This is a genomic window from Legionella pelazae (assembly GCF_052527395.1).
On record NZ_JBNVZS010000006.1, the window covers coordinates 72,929 to 91,679 of the forward strand.

Here is an 18,751-nt window from a genome sequence, read left to right on the forward strand (position 1 = left end):
TTTAAAGTTAAATACATAGTTTTGTTTCATTTAAAGGCGTTATTTGATTTTGCTGTTTTATTTGTTTAACAAATAAAGCAGCATGGTGTATCTCCTCATTTGAGGAGGATGGTAAAGGATCTGCTAAAATTGGGTCAGAAGGAGAAATAGTGCTTAACAATACATTAAGGAAGCGTTGACTATTATTAGAAACTGTATGCTCAAGTTGGTCAATACGAATTGGGTTTTCAAGAAAATAATCACTATCTTTATGCGTTTGAAAGAGCTGTTTATCTTCATCTGCAAAAATCTTGCAATATAAATATTGCCGACAAATCTGAATCTTTGTTAAAGAGAACTGCTTAATAAAGCCAACTTGTTGTTCAAGCCAATTACTACTGTAGGTAATTGCCTTGGCAGTTAGGCGAAATAGAGGTCCTATTGTTTCATCCCAAATAGAAGCAACAGCAAGAATAACTAAACCTAAAGAGTAAGCTACAAAGCGACTTAAGGGGTTAAAAATAGTTAAGGATAAGCGAGTAAGGAAAAATAAAACATCAATACAAGGTAGAAGGATAAAATTCTTACAGGTTTGGAGAGCCGGTAAGGCAATTAACCAAAAGCCATTCATTAAGAAATTTAAAAAAGGGTTTTTACTATAAGTTCGCAGCGGATTAGTATAGCCGTAAAGTGGCATTAATCTTAAACCGGCTAAAAAATTCCAGTTTCCTGGTCGTTTAGCAAAAGCAATGAAAGTGTTGCCAATTGATTCTAACCCACCTAATGTCCCTAAAAAGCGACTAACAAAATTAGTTAGGCCACGAAAGGGAACGTAAATTAACATCGTTCCTATTTCTAAGAAAAAAACGGTGGTTAAAGCGAGTAATAAATCAAGTACTGCAGCGCCAATTTGTCTTAAAAATAAGCTAGCTAATCTGGCACTTTTTTTAATACCTGTTAAAAACCCAGGATAGCCATAATAGTGTGCTTCGATAAGCGGACCTAAGACTATTTTACCAAATGTCGCTGCGCCTCTAAAAAACCACTTAATGGTCCCTAGTAACCAATCATCACCAGGATGCATAACAGTATCATAAATAGCAGCGCCACCTTTGGCGCCTAGTGCTAAATAATTAATTTCAGGATGAGGTCCCATTTCTTTTTGTAAAGCAGGAATGGCTTTACATAAGCCATAGCCTAAACCTAGAGCAAGGGCTAAGATAATAGCAATTTCAGCAGGATTATCACGTAAAGCTGTAATCGTTTGAATAAAAAAATCATCCAGATTGCCAGAAACCACTATTCCTTGCCAGTAAATGACAGCTGCCGAAATAGCTTCAGAAAGTGTTCCATGACTCATCCATTTCCCAAGCTTTTGAGTAGGCTCAATTCCTGCAATTAGACCATTTAGGTGAAGTTTAAGTAATAATGCTTTTAAAGCGTCAGGTGCAATAATAGCGCCACCGCCATAAAGATAGGCAAGCATAGCGAGGGATCCGATAAGGGGATTTTCCTCACTTTTACTAACAAAGAACATTGCGAAGTGACGTGCTATATTAAGAAGTCTGTGCAGTGGATTGCTATAGAAAGTTAACTGAGGGACATGCTCTTCCCTAACAATAATATAATTATTTTTGCCAATATGTTCTTGTATAAATTCCTCTAATGATTGACCATTTTTTAATAAACCATGTCCAATCATAATTTCTACAATTGATTTTAACAAAGCCGGTTTTTCTGGGGCGATTTGCTTTTCTTTATTAATCGGATACCCGCTATGAATATGGTTAGCAAAGTCAGTGTGTAAATCTCTAAAAAAGAGCGTTAAGTTATTAAAAATATATTTAAAAAACTTAGGAATACAGGAAAGAAAAGCTTTAAATTGTAAGTTTATTTTTTCCGGCAGAAAAAGATGTTTCTTTGATAAGTGACTTAGTATCACTAAATCTTCACCGCTGGGCATAGGATAAAATAACTCATTTTCCTTAAAATAATGCAGTGCAACCATATTATTTTTTATTCGGATAATGACTTGATTTTCGCAAGGTAAGTGCACCCAATGACCATTAGCCTTAGTCGTTAGGACTTCATAAGCTTGCTCTTTCGAGTTAGCGACGTAACCCGGTTGATTTAAGTGAGTAAGGTCATTAATTAACGCCTCTAAGGTAGAGTGACCTATTTGATTTAAGCCTTTAAAGCGGTAATACGGCTTAATCGTTGTCAGGGTTAGCCCATCACTACGCGTCCAAACCTGTTTTTCATAAACAGGCTGGTTTTTTTTGGCTAGATGACTGGCTAATTGTTTAGCTTCTTTATAAAGCTTACTAAAAAAAGCGCCTAAACGCTCAAATCGATTAGCGGGAATATTATAAAGGGAAGAAGGTAATGCCAATCCATAAAGTTCTGAAATTACCCGTAAGGTATTATTAAGCTCTTGCTCATCTTGTTTAATATGAATTTCGCTATCCCAGACAAAACAAGGTTTCTTTTCAGCCGTAAAGTTGTTTGCTACTTCTGTAAAATCTAACTGATCTAATCTTGAAACAGGAAAGACACGATTAAATTGATAATATTGTGCTGTTTGCTTAGCACCGTAAAGAATACGACCTAAATAACCCTCAGAGACTATAGGACTATTAGCAAGCAATCTATTCTGATCACGGCATTGCTCAATAAGCGATATCACTTTAGTACGCAGCTTTTCTTGCCCTGCCCAATCGTGACTAAATAGACTTCGCTCCTCTTTAAGTAATTTTTCCAGTGAAAGAAGGCATTGTCTAGCAAACTGATATTTCTTTTCTTGATGTATATGACGTGGTTTGACATAGCTGTCTGAGCGAGTTAAATAACTACTTAATTGTCTTATACATTCAGCAATCAAGGAAGCTCGCCGTTTACCAGGCAGTTGTTTTAATTTTTGTGGGTCATGAGTAAACAGCAAAATTTGAGGAATTGACTTATTATGGTTAGCAATAATTCGCAGGTAATCACCATTAGGAAGACGATAATCCATATTATAATAACCAAAGATTACTGTACCCGCTTGAGCACCACTAATAGAACCAATGAATGTTGTTCCCACGCCATGGTTTAATGGACGCACTTGTAGGGGTATTTCCATATGAATAGTCTCTACTATTTCTTTTAAATTAACCATTTATTATTGATGAGCATCCAGCTACTAATAATAAATTATTCCTTCATTAATTAGGCAATAGCAAGCTAATTTATTTGCTTTCCTATTTAAAAAGACTTCTTGCAGATTAGATTTAAATCCCTTAATATGCTTTTGTCTATGCTTACCATGAAACTTAATCTTTACAAGCATATGATTAGTTGGATTTATATTGGATTGTTCTATTTAAAATGGATTAGGCATTGAAGCAGTTACGAAAATTTATTAGATTAGAAACCACATTAATACCTGTTGACATCAGTTACTCTCAGCAGCTTCAAATTTTTATTGTCTTAAAGTCACTTTCAATTAGGAACTTGATTCAATTATTCCTTAAAGCTAAAGAATTATTTTCAGTATTGGATTTTTTACCATGGCGCATTGGTATATTAGGCTTTTAGTCCGGGAGTAAGAAGAATTGATAAAAAAACTTATTTTTTTAATAATACTTTTTCCCTTAATGGTATTGGCTGAGGAAAATAATCCGTCGGTCAAGCCACCCGAGACGGTGCTTTCTTCAGTAGAGCAAGTACAAAAAACTTCCGTTGAGCAAGCTAAAAATACAGCTAGTATATCGGCAACAGGTTTTTCAGCACCAAGCAATAGTGGCGATGAAGGCAATGATCCGGCTGATGATGAAGAGACTAATATTCACTTAAAATCTACCACACACATGGGCGCTGTATTAAATCAAAAGCTGCCGGTGTTTGGGCGCAATCTTTTTGGGCGTCAATGTGAGCGCTTACATCAAGCGCGCTTTTTTAATCCTGAATATCGAATTACTGTTGGTGATGAAGTGAATGTGCAATTATGGGGCGCCTATCAGTTGTCGCAGAAATTAACCGTTGATAGTCAGGGCAATATTTTCATTCCGGAAGTGGGACCTGTAAAAGTTGAAGGCGTGGAGAATCAGCGGGTTAATGAGGTTATTCAACAGCATGTTAAACAGAGCTTTAAAAAAGGAGTTAATCTCTATGCAGATTTAGTCACTGCTCAACCAGTGCAAGTATATGTGGCAGGTTTTGTTAATTCCCCAGGCCTTTATGATGGGCTGTCGTCTGATTCAGTGATTTATTTCTTATGTGCAGCAGGTGGCATTAACTTAAGCGAAGGCAGTTTTCGTGATATTGCAGTGATTCGTAATGGTAAGCCGCTTCGACAAGTAGATTTGTATGATTTTCTCTTACAAGGTAATGTTAATCCCTTTCAGTTGCATCAAGGCGATACAATTTTAGTACGCGCTCAAAAGTACATTGTCTCAGTGGCAGGGGATGTTAAAAGTCCCTATCAATATGAGTTGCTTGACAAAGAAACACCGCTCTCCACATTAATGCATTTAGCCAATGTTGAGCCAACAGCTACTTATGTACGCATTCAACGTAATCAAGGGACACAGCCAACCTTCTTATATGAGAAAATTCGCGCATCCAAACCGGTGCGTATTAAAGCAGGCGATCGCATTACGTTTGTAGCTGATAAAGAAGTTCAACAAACTTTAATTACGGTGAAAGGGCAGGTCAAGGGTCCACATCAATATGTCGTCAAACAAGGCACCACCCTAGGGCAATTTTTAAAGACTCTACCGCTTGCGTCGAATGCAAATATAGATAATGTGCAACTGTTTCGTGAATCGGTAGCCAAGCAACAAAAGGAAGCATTAAGTGCTAACCTCTCACGTCTACAGCGTCAAACAATGACGGGGGAGACTTTCACTGGCGATGACGCCAAACTTCAAGCAGCTCGCTCAGAACTTATTACTAAATTTGTCCAAGAAGCTAAACAAGTGGAAACCAAAGGCCAAGTTGTTTTAGGTCCAAAAGACCACTGGGATAGTATTTTATTACAAAATAATGATGTAATTAACATTCCAATTAAATCTTCTGTCGTCACCATAAGCGGCGATGTAGTGAATTCTATTTCACTGACGGTTAATCCTAGCTACCGTCTCATCGATTATATTCAAGCTGCAGGCGGTTTTCAGAAAACAGCTAATCAATCTGAATTTCTTTTAATTCGACAAAATGGCCAAGTTCAAGTGGTCAAACACACTTGGCATTCAGGGCAAGTTGGCTTGCAAGGTGGTGATCAACTTATTGTCTTACCTAAGCAAACGGAAAGCGGTATTAAACTAACCGGTATGATGACGACAATACTTTATCAATTAGCATTGGCAGCGAAAGTAGCGATAGCCATTTAAAGTCTAAATTAATAGTGCAAGTAGAGCCATAATGGCAGTTTATTTAAAAATAACCTTAACAGTAAATCATGTTAACTAAACAAATGAATTACAAAAGATCTTTAAAATTACTTACTGCATTGCCTGTAGTCAAGGAGTATACCCGTTTAATAAGGTATTTACATAGGCAAATTAAGATTCAATTAATTAGCAAGTCTAATTTGATTCAGGTCAAACCAACAAAAAGCTACATCGAATTATGTAAGAAGCAACCCTGTTACCTTTACCTACCTTGGATAGAAGCGCTAACCAATAAATTAATGAGTCATTTAGATAATTCAGCGACGCATTTTAGATTACTGCCGTTACCCATTTTTACAAATACTAAAACAATCCAAAATCGTAAAAAAATTACTTTTTTAGCTCGGTACGCTCAGCCTATTTTAGACAAAATTTTATTAAATTGGTTAGAACCTATTGCATCCGATATAGCAGGAATAGTTTTCACCTTTGATTATGGGTTGCTGCAACGCCAAATGATTAGAGTATGTCAGCGTTTAAATATTCAAACAATTCTCATTCCACATGAATCTGTGTTTTTTAATCGTGATAAATATTATCTTCATCCATTAACGGGTATTAATACGCCCCTATGCGATTATGTATTGTGTTGGGGACAATTACAAAAGGATGTTTTTACCAGTCGTGGCTATCCTTCAGATCGGATCCAAATTGTTGGTGCGCCAAAACTCGATCACTACTACCATTATCAACCAAAATTCTCACATAGTGAATTTTGTCAGCGAGCAAAATTAAATGAGGACAAACCTATTGTTTTATTTGCTGCCCAAAGTTTAGATTTTCAAGTCAATCATCAAATGGCAATCCAAGCGCAACGTACTATCATTACGCAGCTAATCAATTATTGCCAACAAAAAAATTATGAGTTTATTTTACGGTGTCCTCCTACAGGCTACATCATTGGCGATAAGCAACTTTTTAATCAAATGCATGAAGCTAATTTTCTTATTGATTCGCCAAACCCAGCTTACTGTTTTGAACCAGAAGAAGCCATTTACCATGCAGATGTGATCATATCAATTAACAGTACAATGTTATTTGAAGCACTATTGATGGGGAAACGATCCTTATCAGTTAAGTATTTTGATTTTAAGGAGGATTGGCAGCGAGCAGGTATTAAATGTGTTTTTAGTGAGCAAGAACTGATAACAACACTTAATAATTGGTTGCAAGATAAGCAGTTTGAAAAGCCTATGCCTACTCAATGGGCAATTCAATCATTCTCCTTAAATGGTTTTGATGGTCAGGCTACAACACGCATTAATCAGCACCTTGAAAAAATTGTTGAGCAGCCATTAAAAATGATACCACCTCCTGTTACTCGAATTCTTTCTAACGAAGGGCCACCAGTTGATTTCGTGCACTTTCCTAAAGAAGGCAGTCGATTCGATTATATTGCTGAATTATTAAATGCTAAAACAATTGTTTCGCCTAAGAGAAAGCAGTTTATTCTCTTGACTGAGGTAGATTGCTTGATCAAGGGAAAGCGAAATCCTTTAGCAAACGAGTCAATAAAACAATTACCAAAAATCTACCTCGATCGTGGCCTTATTCATTATGGCGATCAATGGACTTCAATTACTCTAGATGATATGGAATTCTATGATAGAAAAAATCAAATTAATCGCTTAAAAAGCCTGTTAAACAGTGATATTGAATTAACACCTCTACAAGAAAATGAAGCAAAGCATTGTATAGATAGAATAGTTTCTAGTCATTTCTTTACAACCCTTACACTTCCACATAAACCAAAAATTGTAGGATCTAAAAATCGACCCAAGTTATTATTAATCGATGAATTCAGAGAAGCTAAAAATAAAACGACAGAATTATCCTTTAAAAGGCTCCTTGAGCAAGCGCTTCTAGAGTGCCCACACTACGATATTTTAATCTATTCGCCTCATCTAAAGCATAGAAAGAGAACTTATTTAAATCAGGCCAGCTTAAGGCTTTATTTAAAGCAATATAAGAATATCTACTTTGTTAACTCTGATTATGATCTTTATTCCTTAATGACACAGGTAGAAAAGCTCTATGTAGTGAATTCTATAATTGGTTTTTTTGCTTTAATGGCAGAGATTAAAGTTTATTGTTATGGCCTTCCTTTTTATTCAAATTGGGGTTTAACTGTTGATGACATTCAGTTACCTAACCAAAGAAGACGCACGCTAAATGAGCTTTTTTATTTTGCTTGCATTTATTTAAGCCGGTATTACAGTCCCTTGTTAAAGCGTAAATGTAATTTAAATGAGTATATTGATTATATTTTAAACTCTAAAGCAAACGCTCCTATGCATCCTTTTCAAACCCTCAATTAAATATTTTTATGAATGTTTAATTTTTTGCTTTATTATTTCGTTACTCTATTTTTTAAAGCTTTATTAGACTTAACCCAGCACTCAATACATGCTAAAATGTTTTAAAAATAAACATGGTTGAAAGTAAATGACAAGTTATTGTGGCTATATTGCTTTAGTAGGTAGACCAAACGTCGGTAAGTCAACGCTACTTAATCATATTTTACAATACAAAGTAAGTATCACTTCTCGTAAGCCACAAACAACTAGGCACAGTATTTTAGGTATTCATACAGTTGACGAGTATCAATTTGTTTATGTTGACACACCGGGTATTCATCAGAATCAAAAAAAAGCAATTAATCGGCTAATGAATAAAACAGCAAGCAGCGTATTGCGAGATGTGGATGTGGCAGTATTTATAGTAGATGGTACACATTGGACGGATGAAGATGAGAAGGTTTTAAAATTAATTGCACAAGCAGAGGTTCCTTGTATTTTAGCTATTAATAAAATTGATAAAATTACGGATAAAGCGCAGCTATTACCTTGGATAGAGAAAGTAAGTCGATATCATCAGTTTGCTGCCATCATTCCTTTATCTGCTAAAACAGGCGCTCAGGTTGAAGAATTGCAAAAATGCCTAAAAGATTTTCTCCCTGAAGGGCCGCATTTATTTGCTGATGATCAGTTGACTGATCGCTCTACTCGCTTTTTATGTGCTGAATTGATTCGAGAAAAGGTATTCCGTCTTTGTGGGCAAGAAATTCCGTATTCAACCACAGTTGAAATTGAATCCTTTAAAGAAGAAGAAAAATTAGTGCGCATTCATGCTTTAATTATGCTGGATAAAGCTAATCATAAACCTATTATTATTGGTGAAAAAGGCCAGAAACTTAAAGAGATTGCTACAGCGGCACGACTGGATATTGAAAAATTATTAGGTAAAAAAGTGTTTCTACAGTGCTGGTGTAAAATAAAGTCAGGATGGGCCGATAATGAGCGTTTCTTAAAGCAATTGGGTTATGACTAATCATTCCCTCAGCGCTTGGTTGCTTCATAAGCAACCTTTAGGTGATACAAGTTTAAAGACTACTTTTTATTCTCGAGAGCAAGGAATTATTTCTTGTATTTATAAAGGAGGGCGCTTACCCAATAAGCAGACCCTTTTACAACCTTTTATACCTTTATGGCTATCAGTTAATCAGCAACCTAGATCACAGTGGCGTTATATCCAGCAACTTGAGAACACTTCATCACCTTTAATCCTTAAGGGAATCGCATTATTTGCAGGACTTTATATCAATGAACTTATTTATTATTTACTAGATAACACCGAGTCCCAGCCAGCTTTCTATGATAATTATGAATATACTCTGCAAGCTCTAGCTAATGTACATGAGCGTTTAGAGATTGAAGCAATATTACGACGTTTCGAGTATCGCCTACTAGAAATTTGTGGTTATGCTTTTTCTTATGAGCATGAAGCCTATTCATTTGAATTAATTGATGTAAAAAAGCGATATACATTTGTTGCAGGCCACGGTTTTATTCCGGCTAAAGAAGGGTTATTGGGAAGTGATATAATAGCGCTTGGCAGTGGGCAGTTAAATAGTGCCCATTATTTAAAGGTTGCAAAATATATTATGCGCCATGCCATTAATCACGCCTTAGACGGTCGTAAATTAATCTCAAGAAGTTTATTTAAAGTAGGTGCGAAGTAGTTGGTTAAGATAAATATGGCAAAATCCTAATTCATATTTCTATTAAATAAGCAAAGGTAGGTTGGGCTAAGCATAGCGCAGCCCAACAGTTTTAGTCATAAAGCGTTTAACATATTCATAGTTTGTTGGGCTGCACTTTGTTTAACCCAGCCTATCCTCTGTTTTCTCTCTTATCCAGACAGTAGTGCGCGTAAGCGAGCATCCATGTTTAGCTTGGTATTGAAAGTAAATAAATAATACAAATTATCTTGATATGACTAATTGTTAGCTAGCATTAAAGAAAAAAAACTAAAAATTGCATCACTTGTGTAACAATCAATTTAACTTTAAAAAAAACATAGCTTATTTCACACAATTAGTTTCATAATATAGTTTGTTGTTTTTTTAAGTTGTGAGTGAAATATGAAAGAAATTTTATTAGGCGTTAATATTGATCATGTTGCAACAGTTAGGCAAGCACGCGGCACACGCTACCCTGATCCAGTGCAAGCAGCTATTGAGGCAGAAGAAGCAGGTGCTGATGGTATTACATTGCATATGCGTGAAGATTTACGGCATATTCAGGCGCGTGATGTACAGTTAATTAGACAAGTGTTGCAAACAAGAATGAATTTAGAATTAGCAGTGACTGATGCTATGCTAGATTTTGCGGAAGAAATTTTGCCCGAGCATACTTGTTTTGTACCTGAAAAGCGTGCCGAACTTACTACAGAAGGCGGCTTAGATGTTAGAGGCAATTTTGACTTAATAACTCGAGCTGTAAAGCGCTTGCAATGTTTTGGTAGTGAGGTGTCTTTATTTATTGATCCTGATATAAAACAAATTAATGCAGCCGCTGAAACAGGTGCGCCTGTTATTGAAATTCATACAGGTGCTTATGCAGATGCTTCAACACTTGCGCTACGAAATGAAGAATTAGCTCGAATTAAAGTTGCTGCTAAGCATGCTCACGAACTTGGATTAATTGTTAATGCAGGACATGGTTTAAATTATCAGAACGTTAAACCCATCGCTGCAATTAACGAATTACATGAATTAAATATTGGCCATGCCATTATTGCCCGAGCGCTTTTTACTGGTTTAAAGGATGCAGTAAGGCATATGCGCCAGTTAATGGTGGAAGCTAGAAATTATGTCAATGAATGATGCAATTATTATTCGCTTAACAGGAGATTCAGGCGACGGTGTACAACTATTAGGTGAGCAGCTAACTATAACAGCTGCCTTAACTGGACGTGATGTTCGAACCTTACCTGATTTTCCTGCCGAAATTAGAGCACCAGCTGGCACTGTCTCTGGTGTTTCTGGCTTTCAGCTTGCAATGGCAGAGGAAGCCATCTTTACTGCTGGTGAGGAGCTTGATGTTTTAGTGGCTTTAAATCCTGCAGCTTTAAAAAATTCAATTTCCTACTTGTCTCAAGGCGGACTATTGATTATTAATGAAGATAGTTTCCAAGAAAAAGATTGGCAAAAAGCAGGGCTTACAGATAGTTTTTTAGAAGAAAAAAAAGCCCTTTATCAAGTCATTAGTTTGCCTTTAATAAGTTATACCTTACAAGCATTAAAAGAGCTCGATATAAGTCATGCCCAAGCTAAAAGGGCAAAGAACTTTTATATTCTGGGTTTAGTTTTATGGTTATTTGATTTGCCAACGGAGAATTGTCTTTCTTTTATTAAGAAAAAATTTAAAACAAATCCCTTAATGGCCCAAGCAAATGAATTAACCTTACTTGCAGGATATAATTATGCTATGACGCTTGAATTAAGTCGACAGCATTTTATGCTTGGGCAAGTCAATCGTGAAAAAGGTGAATATAGACAAATTACAGGTGTTGAGGCCATTAGCCTTGCACTAGCGACTCTCGCTGTAAAAACAAAAACTCCTTTATTAGTAGCAGGTTATCCAATTACTCCTTCATCGGCTATTTTACATGAATGCGCTAAATTAGTTGATTATGGCGTGCAGTTATTCCAGGCAGAAGATGAAATTGCAGCAATTGGCGCATGTCTTGGTGCGGCCTTTGGCGGCTGTCTGGCAATGACATGTACTTCAGGCCCGGGGCTTGACCTAAAAAGTGAAAGCTTAGGGCTCGCTGTTGTTACTGAACTTCCGATGGTGCTTATTGATGTTCAAAGAGCAGGTGCTTCTACAGGGTTACCTACTAAGATGGGACAAAGTGATCTCAGACAAGCCCTGTATGGACGTCATGGTGAAGCACCACTTCCTGTGATTGCGGCTCAATCGCCTGCTGATTGTTTTAATACAGTTCTTGAGGCATTTAAAATAGCTGTTTCTTACATGACGCCTGTCATCGTATTATTAGATGCTTATCTAGCAAATGCAGCGGAGCCTTGGAAGATACCGCCAGTAGAATCTCTTGATGTACCTATCATGCAATTTAATCGTTTTATTAAACCCTATGAGCGAGATGAATATTTTGTTCGTAGTTGGAATATACCTGGTAGTCCCGGATATATTCATCAAATAGGCGGGCTTGAGAAAGAAGGTGAAGAGGGTAAAGTAAGTTACGATCCTGATAATCACCAAAAAATGATTAATTTACGTGCACAAAAAGTAGCAGGCATTGCTCGAGAATATACTGCATTAACTATAGAAGGTGATGAGCAATCCACTACGTTATTAATTGGTTGGGGCAGTACTTATGGCAGTCTTAAGTCAACTGTTAAACAAGCTAGCGAGGAAGGATTAGGTTTAGCCTTATTACATCTACGTCATTTAAATCCCTTACCCAACGAATTAGGAAACTGTCTCGCTCGTTATAAAAAAGTTTTTGTTGTGGAATTAAATTCAGGGCAATTGTGCCAAATTATTCGTGGAGAATATCTAATTGATGCTCATTCAATTAGTCAGTCTAACGGTCAACCCTTTACTGTAAGTACATTGCTTAAAGCCATTAAAATGGAACTTAACTATGAACAACAATTTCAAGCGTGAGGATTTTACAAGTAAAGCTGAAGTAAGATGGTGCCCCGGCTGTGGTGATTATGCAATTTTAGCCGCACTGCAAAAATTACTACCTGAATTGGATTTACCGCCAGAGCAACATGTTTTTATTTCAGGAATAGGTTGCGCTGGACGCCTGCCTTATTACATGAATACTTATGGCTTTCATACTATTCATGGCCGAGCGCCAGCAGTGGCAACTGGTTTAAAAGCCATGCGAGAAGACTTAACAGTATGGATTATTACAGGTGATGGTGACGCCCTAAGTATTGGCGGTAATCATTTCATTCATTGCTTAAGAAGAAATGTTAATGTCAACATTTTATTATTTAATAATCAAGTATATGGACTGACTAAAGGTCAATTTTCTCCAACCTCGCAAAAAGGACAAATTACAAAAACCTCACCTGCTGGGGTTAGTAATGAGCCAATTAATCCTATTTTATTAGCACTAGCTGCAGGTGCGACTTTTATAGCGCGAGCTGTTGATAAAGATCCCAATCATTTAATTTCTATCCTAAAGCAGGCTTACGCTCATCAAGGATGTTCCTTTGTAGAAATCTATCAAGATTGCAATATCTTTAATCATGGTGCTTTTGATAGCTTTGCGGTGAAAACAAATCGAGCTGAAAAAACCGTTCTTCTTTCTGAAGGAAAACCGTTGTTATTTGGCGCTAGCCAGCAACGGGCGCTTATTCCTCGGGAAGATAAAATGGAAATAGTTGAGTATAAGCTTGATGAAATAGGAGATATTTATACACATCAATCTCATAGCTTTATAAATGCCATTCGTCTCGCTCAACTTACCTACCCTGATTTTCCTGTTCCATTAGGCGTTTACTATCAAAAATCACGCGATGTATTTAATTTAGCTCGTCCAATTTTAAAACAAGAAGAAGACTTGAAAAAGTTATTTAGAGAAAAAGCAAATTGGCAGCAGGTTTAAGTGAGATGAACAAATTAAAGGAAGCTCTACTCTGGCGGAGAGACAGGGATTCGAACCCTGGGAAGGTTGCCCTTCAACGGTTTTCAAGACCGCCGCAATCGACCGCTCTGCCATCTCTCCACGGCGAATACTATAACAACCATTAAACCTTTGCAAATAATTTTTTGAAATAATGAGTTACTTTTTATATTTAGTTAAATCTTCATTTAAGTTTTAATGATAAAGTTTTGTAATTGTTAGAGGATGAGTATAATGGCTTTTCTCTACATTAGTATGCATTAACTGTTTACAGGTATTTTTATGAAACGTATTTTAGCATTGACCCTTACTATGATAATTCTGTTACTCACTTCATGTGTATCATGGTGGGGAAATGAAGTCGATGATAATGGTCCTTATAAAGGGATGACTGCTAAACAAATTTTTGAGCAATCACAAGATGCAATGGCAAAAAAAGAATATAGTGCTGCGGTTAAGCGCCTTGAAGCATTAGAAACCATGTATCCTTTTAGTGAGTATGCTGAAAAAGCCCAATTAGATTTAATCTATGCTTACTATCAAAAGGAAGATTACGCTTCAGCAGCCGCAACAGCAGAGCGCTTTATCCACCTTTATCCACGCGCTAAAAGAGTAGATTATGCCTATTATATGAAAGCAATGGCTAATTTTCAGCAAAATCGAGGCACGTTTGCTAACGTTCTACCTTTAGATGAATCATGGCGCGACCCTGGAACGCAAGCGCAAGCCTACGCAGACTTTGCTGTGTTAGTTCAGCGTTTTCCAGAAAGTAAGTATAAAGATAATGCTCTGCAACGCATGATTTATTTACGCAATATGTTTGCCCAGCGTGAATTAAACACGGCAAATTATTATTTTGAACGTAAACGATATGTCGCTGCAGCAGAGCGAGCTAGCTATTTAATTAAAAATTACCCGCAAGCCCCAAGTGTTCAGCCAGCATTGATTATTCTTTATCGAGCTAATAAGGCTTTAGGCTTGCATAAAGCGGCCGCAGACGCATTACAAGTCTATCAGGCAACCTATCATTCGTTACCAGCTGGGGTAACTATTTAATGATTATCAATTGTGAAAAGTATTAATAAGGGATTATTTTATTTATTTCTTTATTGGATGACATTGCCAGTGCTAGCAATGTCATTCGAAGATGCTCAATTATTACGTAAAGATTACTTCCTTTATCAAGCATGGTCTGTTAGTCGTAATTATTATTTTGGTACAATTATAAAACAAAACAGAGTTTATGCGCTCGCATGGCAACTCATTTATACCTCTTTACTACCTACAACTTATCCGCAAAAAGAAAAATTATTAGATGTCTATCGAAATGGTTTAAGCGCTAAGCAACAACAAAGAGCTTCTGAAATAGCTGGTTATCTCATAAAGACGTATAATCTTAATTCACCGCTATCAGAAATCGAGTTAACTCAGGCTTATCTTCTAAGAGAAGTAAATAATGATTGGTCAAGTTTAGAATTAATTCTTCCAAGTAAAGAGGATAGTAAACAGTTCAAACAATGGATAATATGGTTAGCTCATTATTATGGCCAAAGTATAGCTGAGCAGATAGATCAGTATGCCTATAACTTACTTACTGCTAATCAGCTACCAATCGTTTATGGCCAACTTAATGTTAAAGGTCCAGAATTACCGCAGATGGTTGGGGTTGACGTAAAAATTTTTTCTCATGGTTTGTTTGTCGGCCATCCCCATAATCGAGAGCTTAATTTTAATCTAGCAGGTTACCAAACAGCTCGAATTAAGTTAAATAATAAATCCATACAACCTATCCCTGTCGTGAATTTAGAACCCCTGCCTCATAATAAGCAAACAGGACTAATTGGTAGAGTATTGCCTTGGTCTGGTTTAACAACAGGCAACATTATATTTATAGCTGAATCTGCATTAGCAAATCATCAAGATGAGCCTTGGTTACAACCGCATATTCCATTAACGATCACCGAAAATGGTGAATTTTATGCTACTGGCTTAGCGGCAGGCCGTTATTTGCTTTTTATTAATACCGCTGGTCTTAGTACAAAAATTAAAGTGACTCTTAAAGAAGGTGAAACAAGAGGCTTGTCCTTAATAAAGCTTAATAAACCTACTTATTAAGTAAAACAGTTCTTGAGTAACTCTACTTAAGTATTGAATGAGCTTGGATGGATACCGCCTGCGCGGGAAAGACATTTATTATCCACCATTATCCACGCAACAATGCCGCGCGGGTATGACAAGATAGTTGCATTATCAGTGATGCCTGCGCAGGCAAGGAATTATTATAGTTTGGCACTGAACTAAGCTATAGTGATTTTATTTGTTGGTAAGGGATTTTAAAAAGACTTATATTCATCAATAAAGTTACCTCAATCCTTTATGAATTACGGACTCACCTTCATTCCATAAAACAGCTTGTTTTATTTTTGAGATTTTCCAGTTATTACCTTGTGTTTTATTAACTAATACAAAATTATAGATGACATGGGAGTTAAACTGTTTGCCCTTTTTGTCCTTTCTATAAATCAACGCACTTAATCGACAGTAAGCTTCGTTTCCTTGACAATCAATCTCTAAGTTTGAAAAAAGATGCTGCGTGTGAAGATGAGCTAGTGCTGCTTTTCTAGAATCAACATAGTCTTTTTTAGCATAAGTTTTAATTTCGCCTCGTAAATCTTGATAATTGCATTCGATATTGTCAGCCAAAGTATCTTCTAAGCCCTGCCAATCCTTTATATCAAAACTATTTGCAAATTTAGCAAGTAAATTACAAACTGGGTGCATTAGTTATTTCCTTATAGGCTTAATAAAAACCTAACTTTTGTACATTAAATAGTTTTAAATAGAAATTAAAATAATTAAACTAATTATAAGGTAGAAAATTATAAGTAGTTAATTTATAAAGGGAACTTTATAGTTTAAAACTACTGGTTAATTTAATATGCAACTCAGTATTGAAACATCACGTACCATTTTACGGTTAATTAAAGAAGATGATTTAGAACAAATCGCTGAACTAAATTTAGATCCAGAAGTTAGAAAGTTTTTCCCTGATGGAATTCAAACTAAAGAACAAACTAAGAAAAGGGTTGGAGAATTTATATCTTTTTATAAAAACTACGGGCTTCCTTGCTTTGTCATTTTAAATAAAATATCTGGCGAATTTATAGGTCGCTGTGGCTTTGGCCCTGTTGAAACAGGAGAAATAGAAGTAGGCTACTTAATTGTGAGAAAATTTTGGGGTAGAGGTTATGCTTCTGAAGTGTTAAAAGCACTTCTTAATTGGAGTAAAATTAATCTAAGCGCTGACTACATTATTGCGTTTGCTCCTTTAGAGCATAAAGCCTCCCATCGAGTCATGGAGAAATGTAATATGAAATATTACAAAGATGGAATAGGGCATGGCGTAGCTTGTAAGTTTTATAAAATTAAAAATAGTTAAGCTATAGAGGCTTAAGTTTATTTCCCTAAATATAAATAAGTTAATTACTTATTAAATAGTCGTTATAAAAATAAATTTTGGTTTTAATGCATGTTATTTAAGGCTTCTTTAAGTGAAGCTGCCAAAACTGATATAATCCTTCAACATCAGCAGAGCATAATAATTTTATCGCCTTAGCTAGTACATCATCAGGCCAATGCCACCATTGTATTTTTAGTAATAATTTTATTTGGTCATCTGAAAACCGTTTGCGAATTGGTTTAGCAGGATTGCCTACCACAATAGTATAAGGTTCAACATCTTTAGTCACCATGGCGCGGGCGCCAATAACAGCACCGTGTCCAATTTTAATACCCGGCATAATCATTGCCTCTGCACCAATCCATACATCATGTCCGACTTCCGTGTTACCTGCGCTTATAAAGCCATCTACTGCATCTTTGGTATAATCATCGCCTGTGTAATAAAAAGGAAAAGAGCTTACCCATTCCATTCTATGGCCTTGGTTGCCTGCCATAACAAAAGCAACGCCTGTGCCTATTGAACAGAAATTACCAATAATTAATTTATCGACATCATCGCGATCAGGTAATAAATAGCGCGCGCAATCATCAAAGGAGTGACCATGATAATAGCCTGAATAATAACTATGCCGACCAACTATAATATTAGGGTTGGTAACTTGTTCTGACAAAGGTATCCCTTTAAATGGATTTTCAAAATAGTTGTATCGACTCATGTGCTTCACTATTAATTATCGAAGAACTCATTCATTAGTTTCTTGCTAGGAATGAGATTAAACAACACTTAGACTACGATGGCAACAATAAGTTGAAATTCTAACTAAATACAAAAAGGCCTGATAGTAATTGCATATTCGAGTTGTTGCTAGGTGATTAAGTATCTATTTGCTAAAATTAAGCTGCCACTTATTAATTAATTTTCTCTATGAACAAAAGCTATTTATGGACTTCTTTGCATGCGCGCTTGCAATTAATTCAAACGACTTTAGATGCAAGCTTTAACTGGCTTTTTCTGCCCGGCGGTCCAGGACTCGGCTCCGAGTCATTAGCGCCTCTTACGGCACTGTTAAAACTACCAGGCAATATATGGCACCTTGATTTACCAGGTGATGGCTCTAATTTGACAGCTAACGATACAGAGGCGTTTGCCAATTGGTCAGAAGCTTTGATTGAAGCAGTGAGTGCTTTAGAAAACGTCATTTTAGTTGCACATTCAACGGGCGGAATGTATGCTCTCGCCACCCCTGAACTTGAAAATAGATTAACAGGTTTAGTATTAATGAGTTCTGCCCCAAACTCATCTTGGCATCAATTTTTTATGAAGTATGTTCAGAATAATCCTATAGCTGAAGCAGAAAAACTTCATGAAATTTATGCAAGGAATCCTACTAACGCTAGTTTAAAGAAACTAACTATTCTCTCTGCTCCTTATCTATTTACAAAGGAAGGGTTAGCAAAAAATTTATCTTTTCTAGAAGATTTACCCTATAATTTTAGAACCTGTGAATGGTCAGCTCAACATTTTGATTCAGTTTATAAGGCGAAATGGTTCCCTAAAAAATTGCCTACTTTAATATTCGCAGGCGAAAAAGATTATGTAACCCCCCTACATTTATTTACCCAAGCAAAAAATTTTCAAAGAGAAAATATTACAATTCGAACCATTGAACATGCAGCTCATTTTCCTTGGATTGAGAACCCCAAACAAGTGATCGAGGTTTTTAAGGATTATGTTCAGCAGCTATCATAATAGTAGGTAGAGAAGAGTATTTGAAACAATATTTAACGCTGCAAGCTTTACGCAATAAAATACATAACTATTGCATCAACCAATATAATCTTATAGTTAAAATCACTATTGATGTTAATAAATCAAAATGTTTTAATTTCAAACATAATTATGTTAAAATGCGCAACACTATTAAAAT

Annotated in this window: 14 protein-coding genes and 1 tRNA gene; 11 read left to right on the forward strand and 4 right to left on the reverse strand. The window is 36.2% G+C overall.

Going from position 1 to position 18,751, the window contains the following annotated elements:
* Nucleotides 1-7 precede the first annotated feature (7 nt).
* On the reverse strand, nucleotides 8-3,136 hold the full coding sequence (locus tag ACQUW5_RS08110; protein WP_444990727.1) for a hypothetical protein: 3,129 nt from the start codon (nucleotides 3,134-3,136) through the stop codon (nucleotides 8-10).
* Nucleotides 3,137-3,572: 436 nt separating this feature from the next.
* Here ACQUW5_RS08110 and ACQUW5_RS08115 point away from each other — a divergent pair, with 436 nt between their 5' ends.
* The 7 genes from ACQUW5_RS08115 (at nucleotide 3,573) to ACQUW5_RS08145 (ending at nucleotide 13,343) form a co-directional block, all read left to right on the forward strand.
* On the forward strand, nucleotides 3,573-5,351 hold the full coding sequence (locus ACQUW5_RS08115; RefSeq protein ID WP_444990728.1) for a polysaccharide biosynthesis/export family protein: 1,779 nt from the start codon (nucleotides 3,573-3,575) through the stop codon (nucleotides 5,349-5,351).
* Nucleotides 5,352-5,419: 68 nt separating this feature from the next.
* Nucleotides 5,420-7,729, forward strand: coding sequence for a capsular polysaccharide export protein, LipB/KpsS family (locus ACQUW5_RS08120; RefSeq protein WP_444990729.1), 2,310 nt, complete (start codon nucleotides 5,420-5,422; stop codon nucleotides 7,727-7,729).
* Between the two features lie 127 nt (nucleotides 7,730-7,856).
* Nucleotides 7,857-8,741: a GTPase Era gene (gene era / locus ACQUW5_RS08125; protein WP_444990730.1), complete on the forward strand. Its 885-nt coding sequence runs from the start codon at nucleotides 7,857-7,859 to the stop codon at nucleotides 8,739-8,741.
* Nucleotides 8,734-9,432, forward strand: a complete 699-nt coding sequence (gene recO, locus ACQUW5_RS08130) for a DNA repair protein RecO (RefSeq protein ID WP_444990731.1) — start codon at nucleotides 8,734-8,736, stop codon at nucleotides 9,430-9,432. The genes era and recO overlap by 8 nt, the downstream gene beginning before the upstream one ends.
* Nucleotides 9,433-9,834: 402 nt before the next feature.
* Nucleotides 9,835-10,578, forward strand: coding sequence for a pyridoxine 5'-phosphate synthase (gene pdxJ, locus ACQUW5_RS08135; protein ID WP_444990732.1), 744 nt, complete (start codon nucleotides 9,835-9,837; stop codon nucleotides 10,576-10,578).
* Nucleotides 10,565-12,388 carry a 2-oxoacid:acceptor oxidoreductase subunit alpha gene (locus ACQUW5_RS08140; protein ID WP_444990733.1) on the forward strand — a complete coding sequence of 608 codons (1,824 nt, stop codon included), beginning with the start codon at nucleotides 10,565-10,567 and terminating at the stop codon, nucleotides 12,386-12,388. Before pdxJ ends, ACQUW5_RS08140 begins: the two co-directional genes overlap by 14 nt.
* The gene (locus ACQUW5_RS08145) at nucleotides 12,366-13,343 is read left to right on the forward strand and encodes a 2-oxoacid:ferredoxin oxidoreductase subunit beta (RefSeq protein WP_444990734.1); all 978 of its coding nucleotides are present in this window, start codon (nucleotides 12,366-12,368) and stop codon (nucleotides 13,341-13,343) included. Before ACQUW5_RS08140 ends, ACQUW5_RS08145 begins: the two co-directional genes overlap by 23 nt.
* Before the next feature lie 32 nt (nucleotides 13,344-13,375).
* Here ACQUW5_RS08145 and ACQUW5_RS08150 read toward each other — a convergent pair.
* A tRNA-Ser gene (locus ACQUW5_RS08150) sits at nucleotides 13,376-13,463 on the reverse strand.
* Between the two features lie 180 nt (nucleotides 13,464-13,643).
* Between ACQUW5_RS08150 and ACQUW5_RS08155 the strand changes: the two genes are divergently transcribed.
* Together ACQUW5_RS08155 and ACQUW5_RS08160 are read left to right on the forward strand one after the other, a co-directional pair.
* Nucleotides 13,644-14,417 carry an outer membrane protein assembly factor BamD gene (locus ACQUW5_RS08155; protein ID WP_444990735.1) on the forward strand — a complete coding sequence of 258 codons (774 nt, stop codon included), beginning with the start codon at nucleotides 13,644-13,646 and terminating at the stop codon, nucleotides 14,415-14,417.
* Between the two features lie 12 nt (nucleotides 14,418-14,429).
* Nucleotides 14,430-15,476, forward strand: coding sequence for a hypothetical protein (locus ACQUW5_RS08160; RefSeq protein WP_444990736.1), 1,047 nt, complete (start codon nucleotides 14,430-14,432; stop codon nucleotides 15,474-15,476).
* 246 nt (nucleotides 15,477-15,722) lie between these two features.
* Here ACQUW5_RS08160 and ACQUW5_RS08165 read toward each other — a convergent pair whose 3' ends face one another.
* Nucleotides 15,723-16,142: a nuclear transport factor 2 family protein gene (locus ACQUW5_RS08165; RefSeq protein WP_444990738.1), complete on the reverse strand. Its 420-nt coding sequence runs from the start codon at nucleotides 16,140-16,142 to the stop codon at nucleotides 15,723-15,725.
* A 157-nt stretch (nucleotides 16,143-16,299) separates the two neighbouring features.
* Here ACQUW5_RS08165 and ACQUW5_RS08170 point away from each other — a divergent pair, with 157 nt between their 5' ends.
* Nucleotides 16,300-16,800 (forward strand): GNAT family N-acetyltransferase, encoded by a 501-nt coding sequence (locus ACQUW5_RS08170; RefSeq protein WP_444990739.1) that lies wholly within the window; start codon nucleotides 16,300-16,302, stop codon nucleotides 16,798-16,800.
* Between the two features lie 97 nt (nucleotides 16,801-16,897).
* Here ACQUW5_RS08170 and catB read toward each other — a convergent pair whose 3' ends face one another.
* Complete coding sequence (catB, locus tag ACQUW5_RS08175) at nucleotides 16,898-17,539, reverse strand: type B chloramphenicol O-acetyltransferase (protein ID WP_444990740.1); 642 nt, start codon at nucleotides 17,537-17,539, stop codon at nucleotides 16,898-16,900.
* 209 nt (nucleotides 17,540-17,748) lie between these two features.
* On the opposite strand from catB, the gene ACQUW5_RS08180 reads away from it, so the two are divergent.
* Nucleotides 17,749-18,573, forward strand: a complete 825-nt coding sequence (locus tag ACQUW5_RS08180) for an alpha/beta fold hydrolase (RefSeq protein ID WP_444990741.1) — start codon at nucleotides 17,749-17,751, stop codon at nucleotides 18,571-18,573.
* Nucleotides 18,574-18,751: the final 178 nt, after the last annotated feature.

Bases quoted from the DNA above. Each gene is read 5' to 3' on its own strand.
- era (WP_444990730.1), top strand. From the start codon at position 7,857: ATGACAAGTTATTGTGGCTATATTGCTTTAGTAGGTAGACCAAACGTC.
- ACQUW5_RS08180 (WP_444990741.1), top strand. From the start codon at position 17,749: ATGAACAAAAGCTATTTATGGACTTCTTTGCATGCGCGCTTGCAATTA.
- ACQUW5_RS08120 (WP_444990729.1), top strand. From the start codon at position 5,420: ATGTTAACTAAACAAATGAATTACAAAAGATCTTTAAAATTACTTACT.
- ACQUW5_RS08170 (WP_444990739.1), top strand. From the start codon at position 16,300: ATGCAACTCAGTATTGAAACATCACGTACCATTTTACGGTTAATTAAA.
- ACQUW5_RS08140 (WP_444990733.1), top strand. From the start codon at position 10,565: ATGTCAATGAATGATGCAATTATTATTCGCTTAACAGGAGATTCAGGC.
- catB (WP_444990740.1), bottom strand. From the start codon at position 17,539: ATGAGTCGATACAACTATTTTGAAAATCCATTTAAAGGGATACCTTTG.
- ACQUW5_RS08145 (WP_444990734.1), top strand. From the start codon at position 12,366: ATGAACAACAATTTCAAGCGTGAGGATTTTACAAGTAAAGCTGAAGTA.
- ACQUW5_RS08155 (WP_444990735.1), top strand. From the start codon at position 13,644: ATGAAACGTATTTTAGCATTGACCCTTACTATGATAATTCTGTTACTC.
- ACQUW5_RS08165 (WP_444990738.1), bottom strand. From the start codon at position 16,142: ATGCACCCAGTTTGTAATTTACTTGCTAAATTTGCAAATAGTTTTGAT.
- recO (WP_444990731.1), top strand. From the start codon at position 8,734: ATGACTAATCATTCCCTCAGCGCTTGGTTGCTTCATAAGCAACCTTTA.
- ACQUW5_RS08110 (WP_444990727.1), bottom strand. From the start codon at position 3,136: ATGGTTAATTTAAAAGAAATAGTAGAGACTATTCATATGGAAATACCC.
- pdxJ (WP_444990732.1), top strand. From the start codon at position 9,835: ATGAAAGAAATTTTATTAGGCGTTAATATTGATCATGTTGCAACAGTT.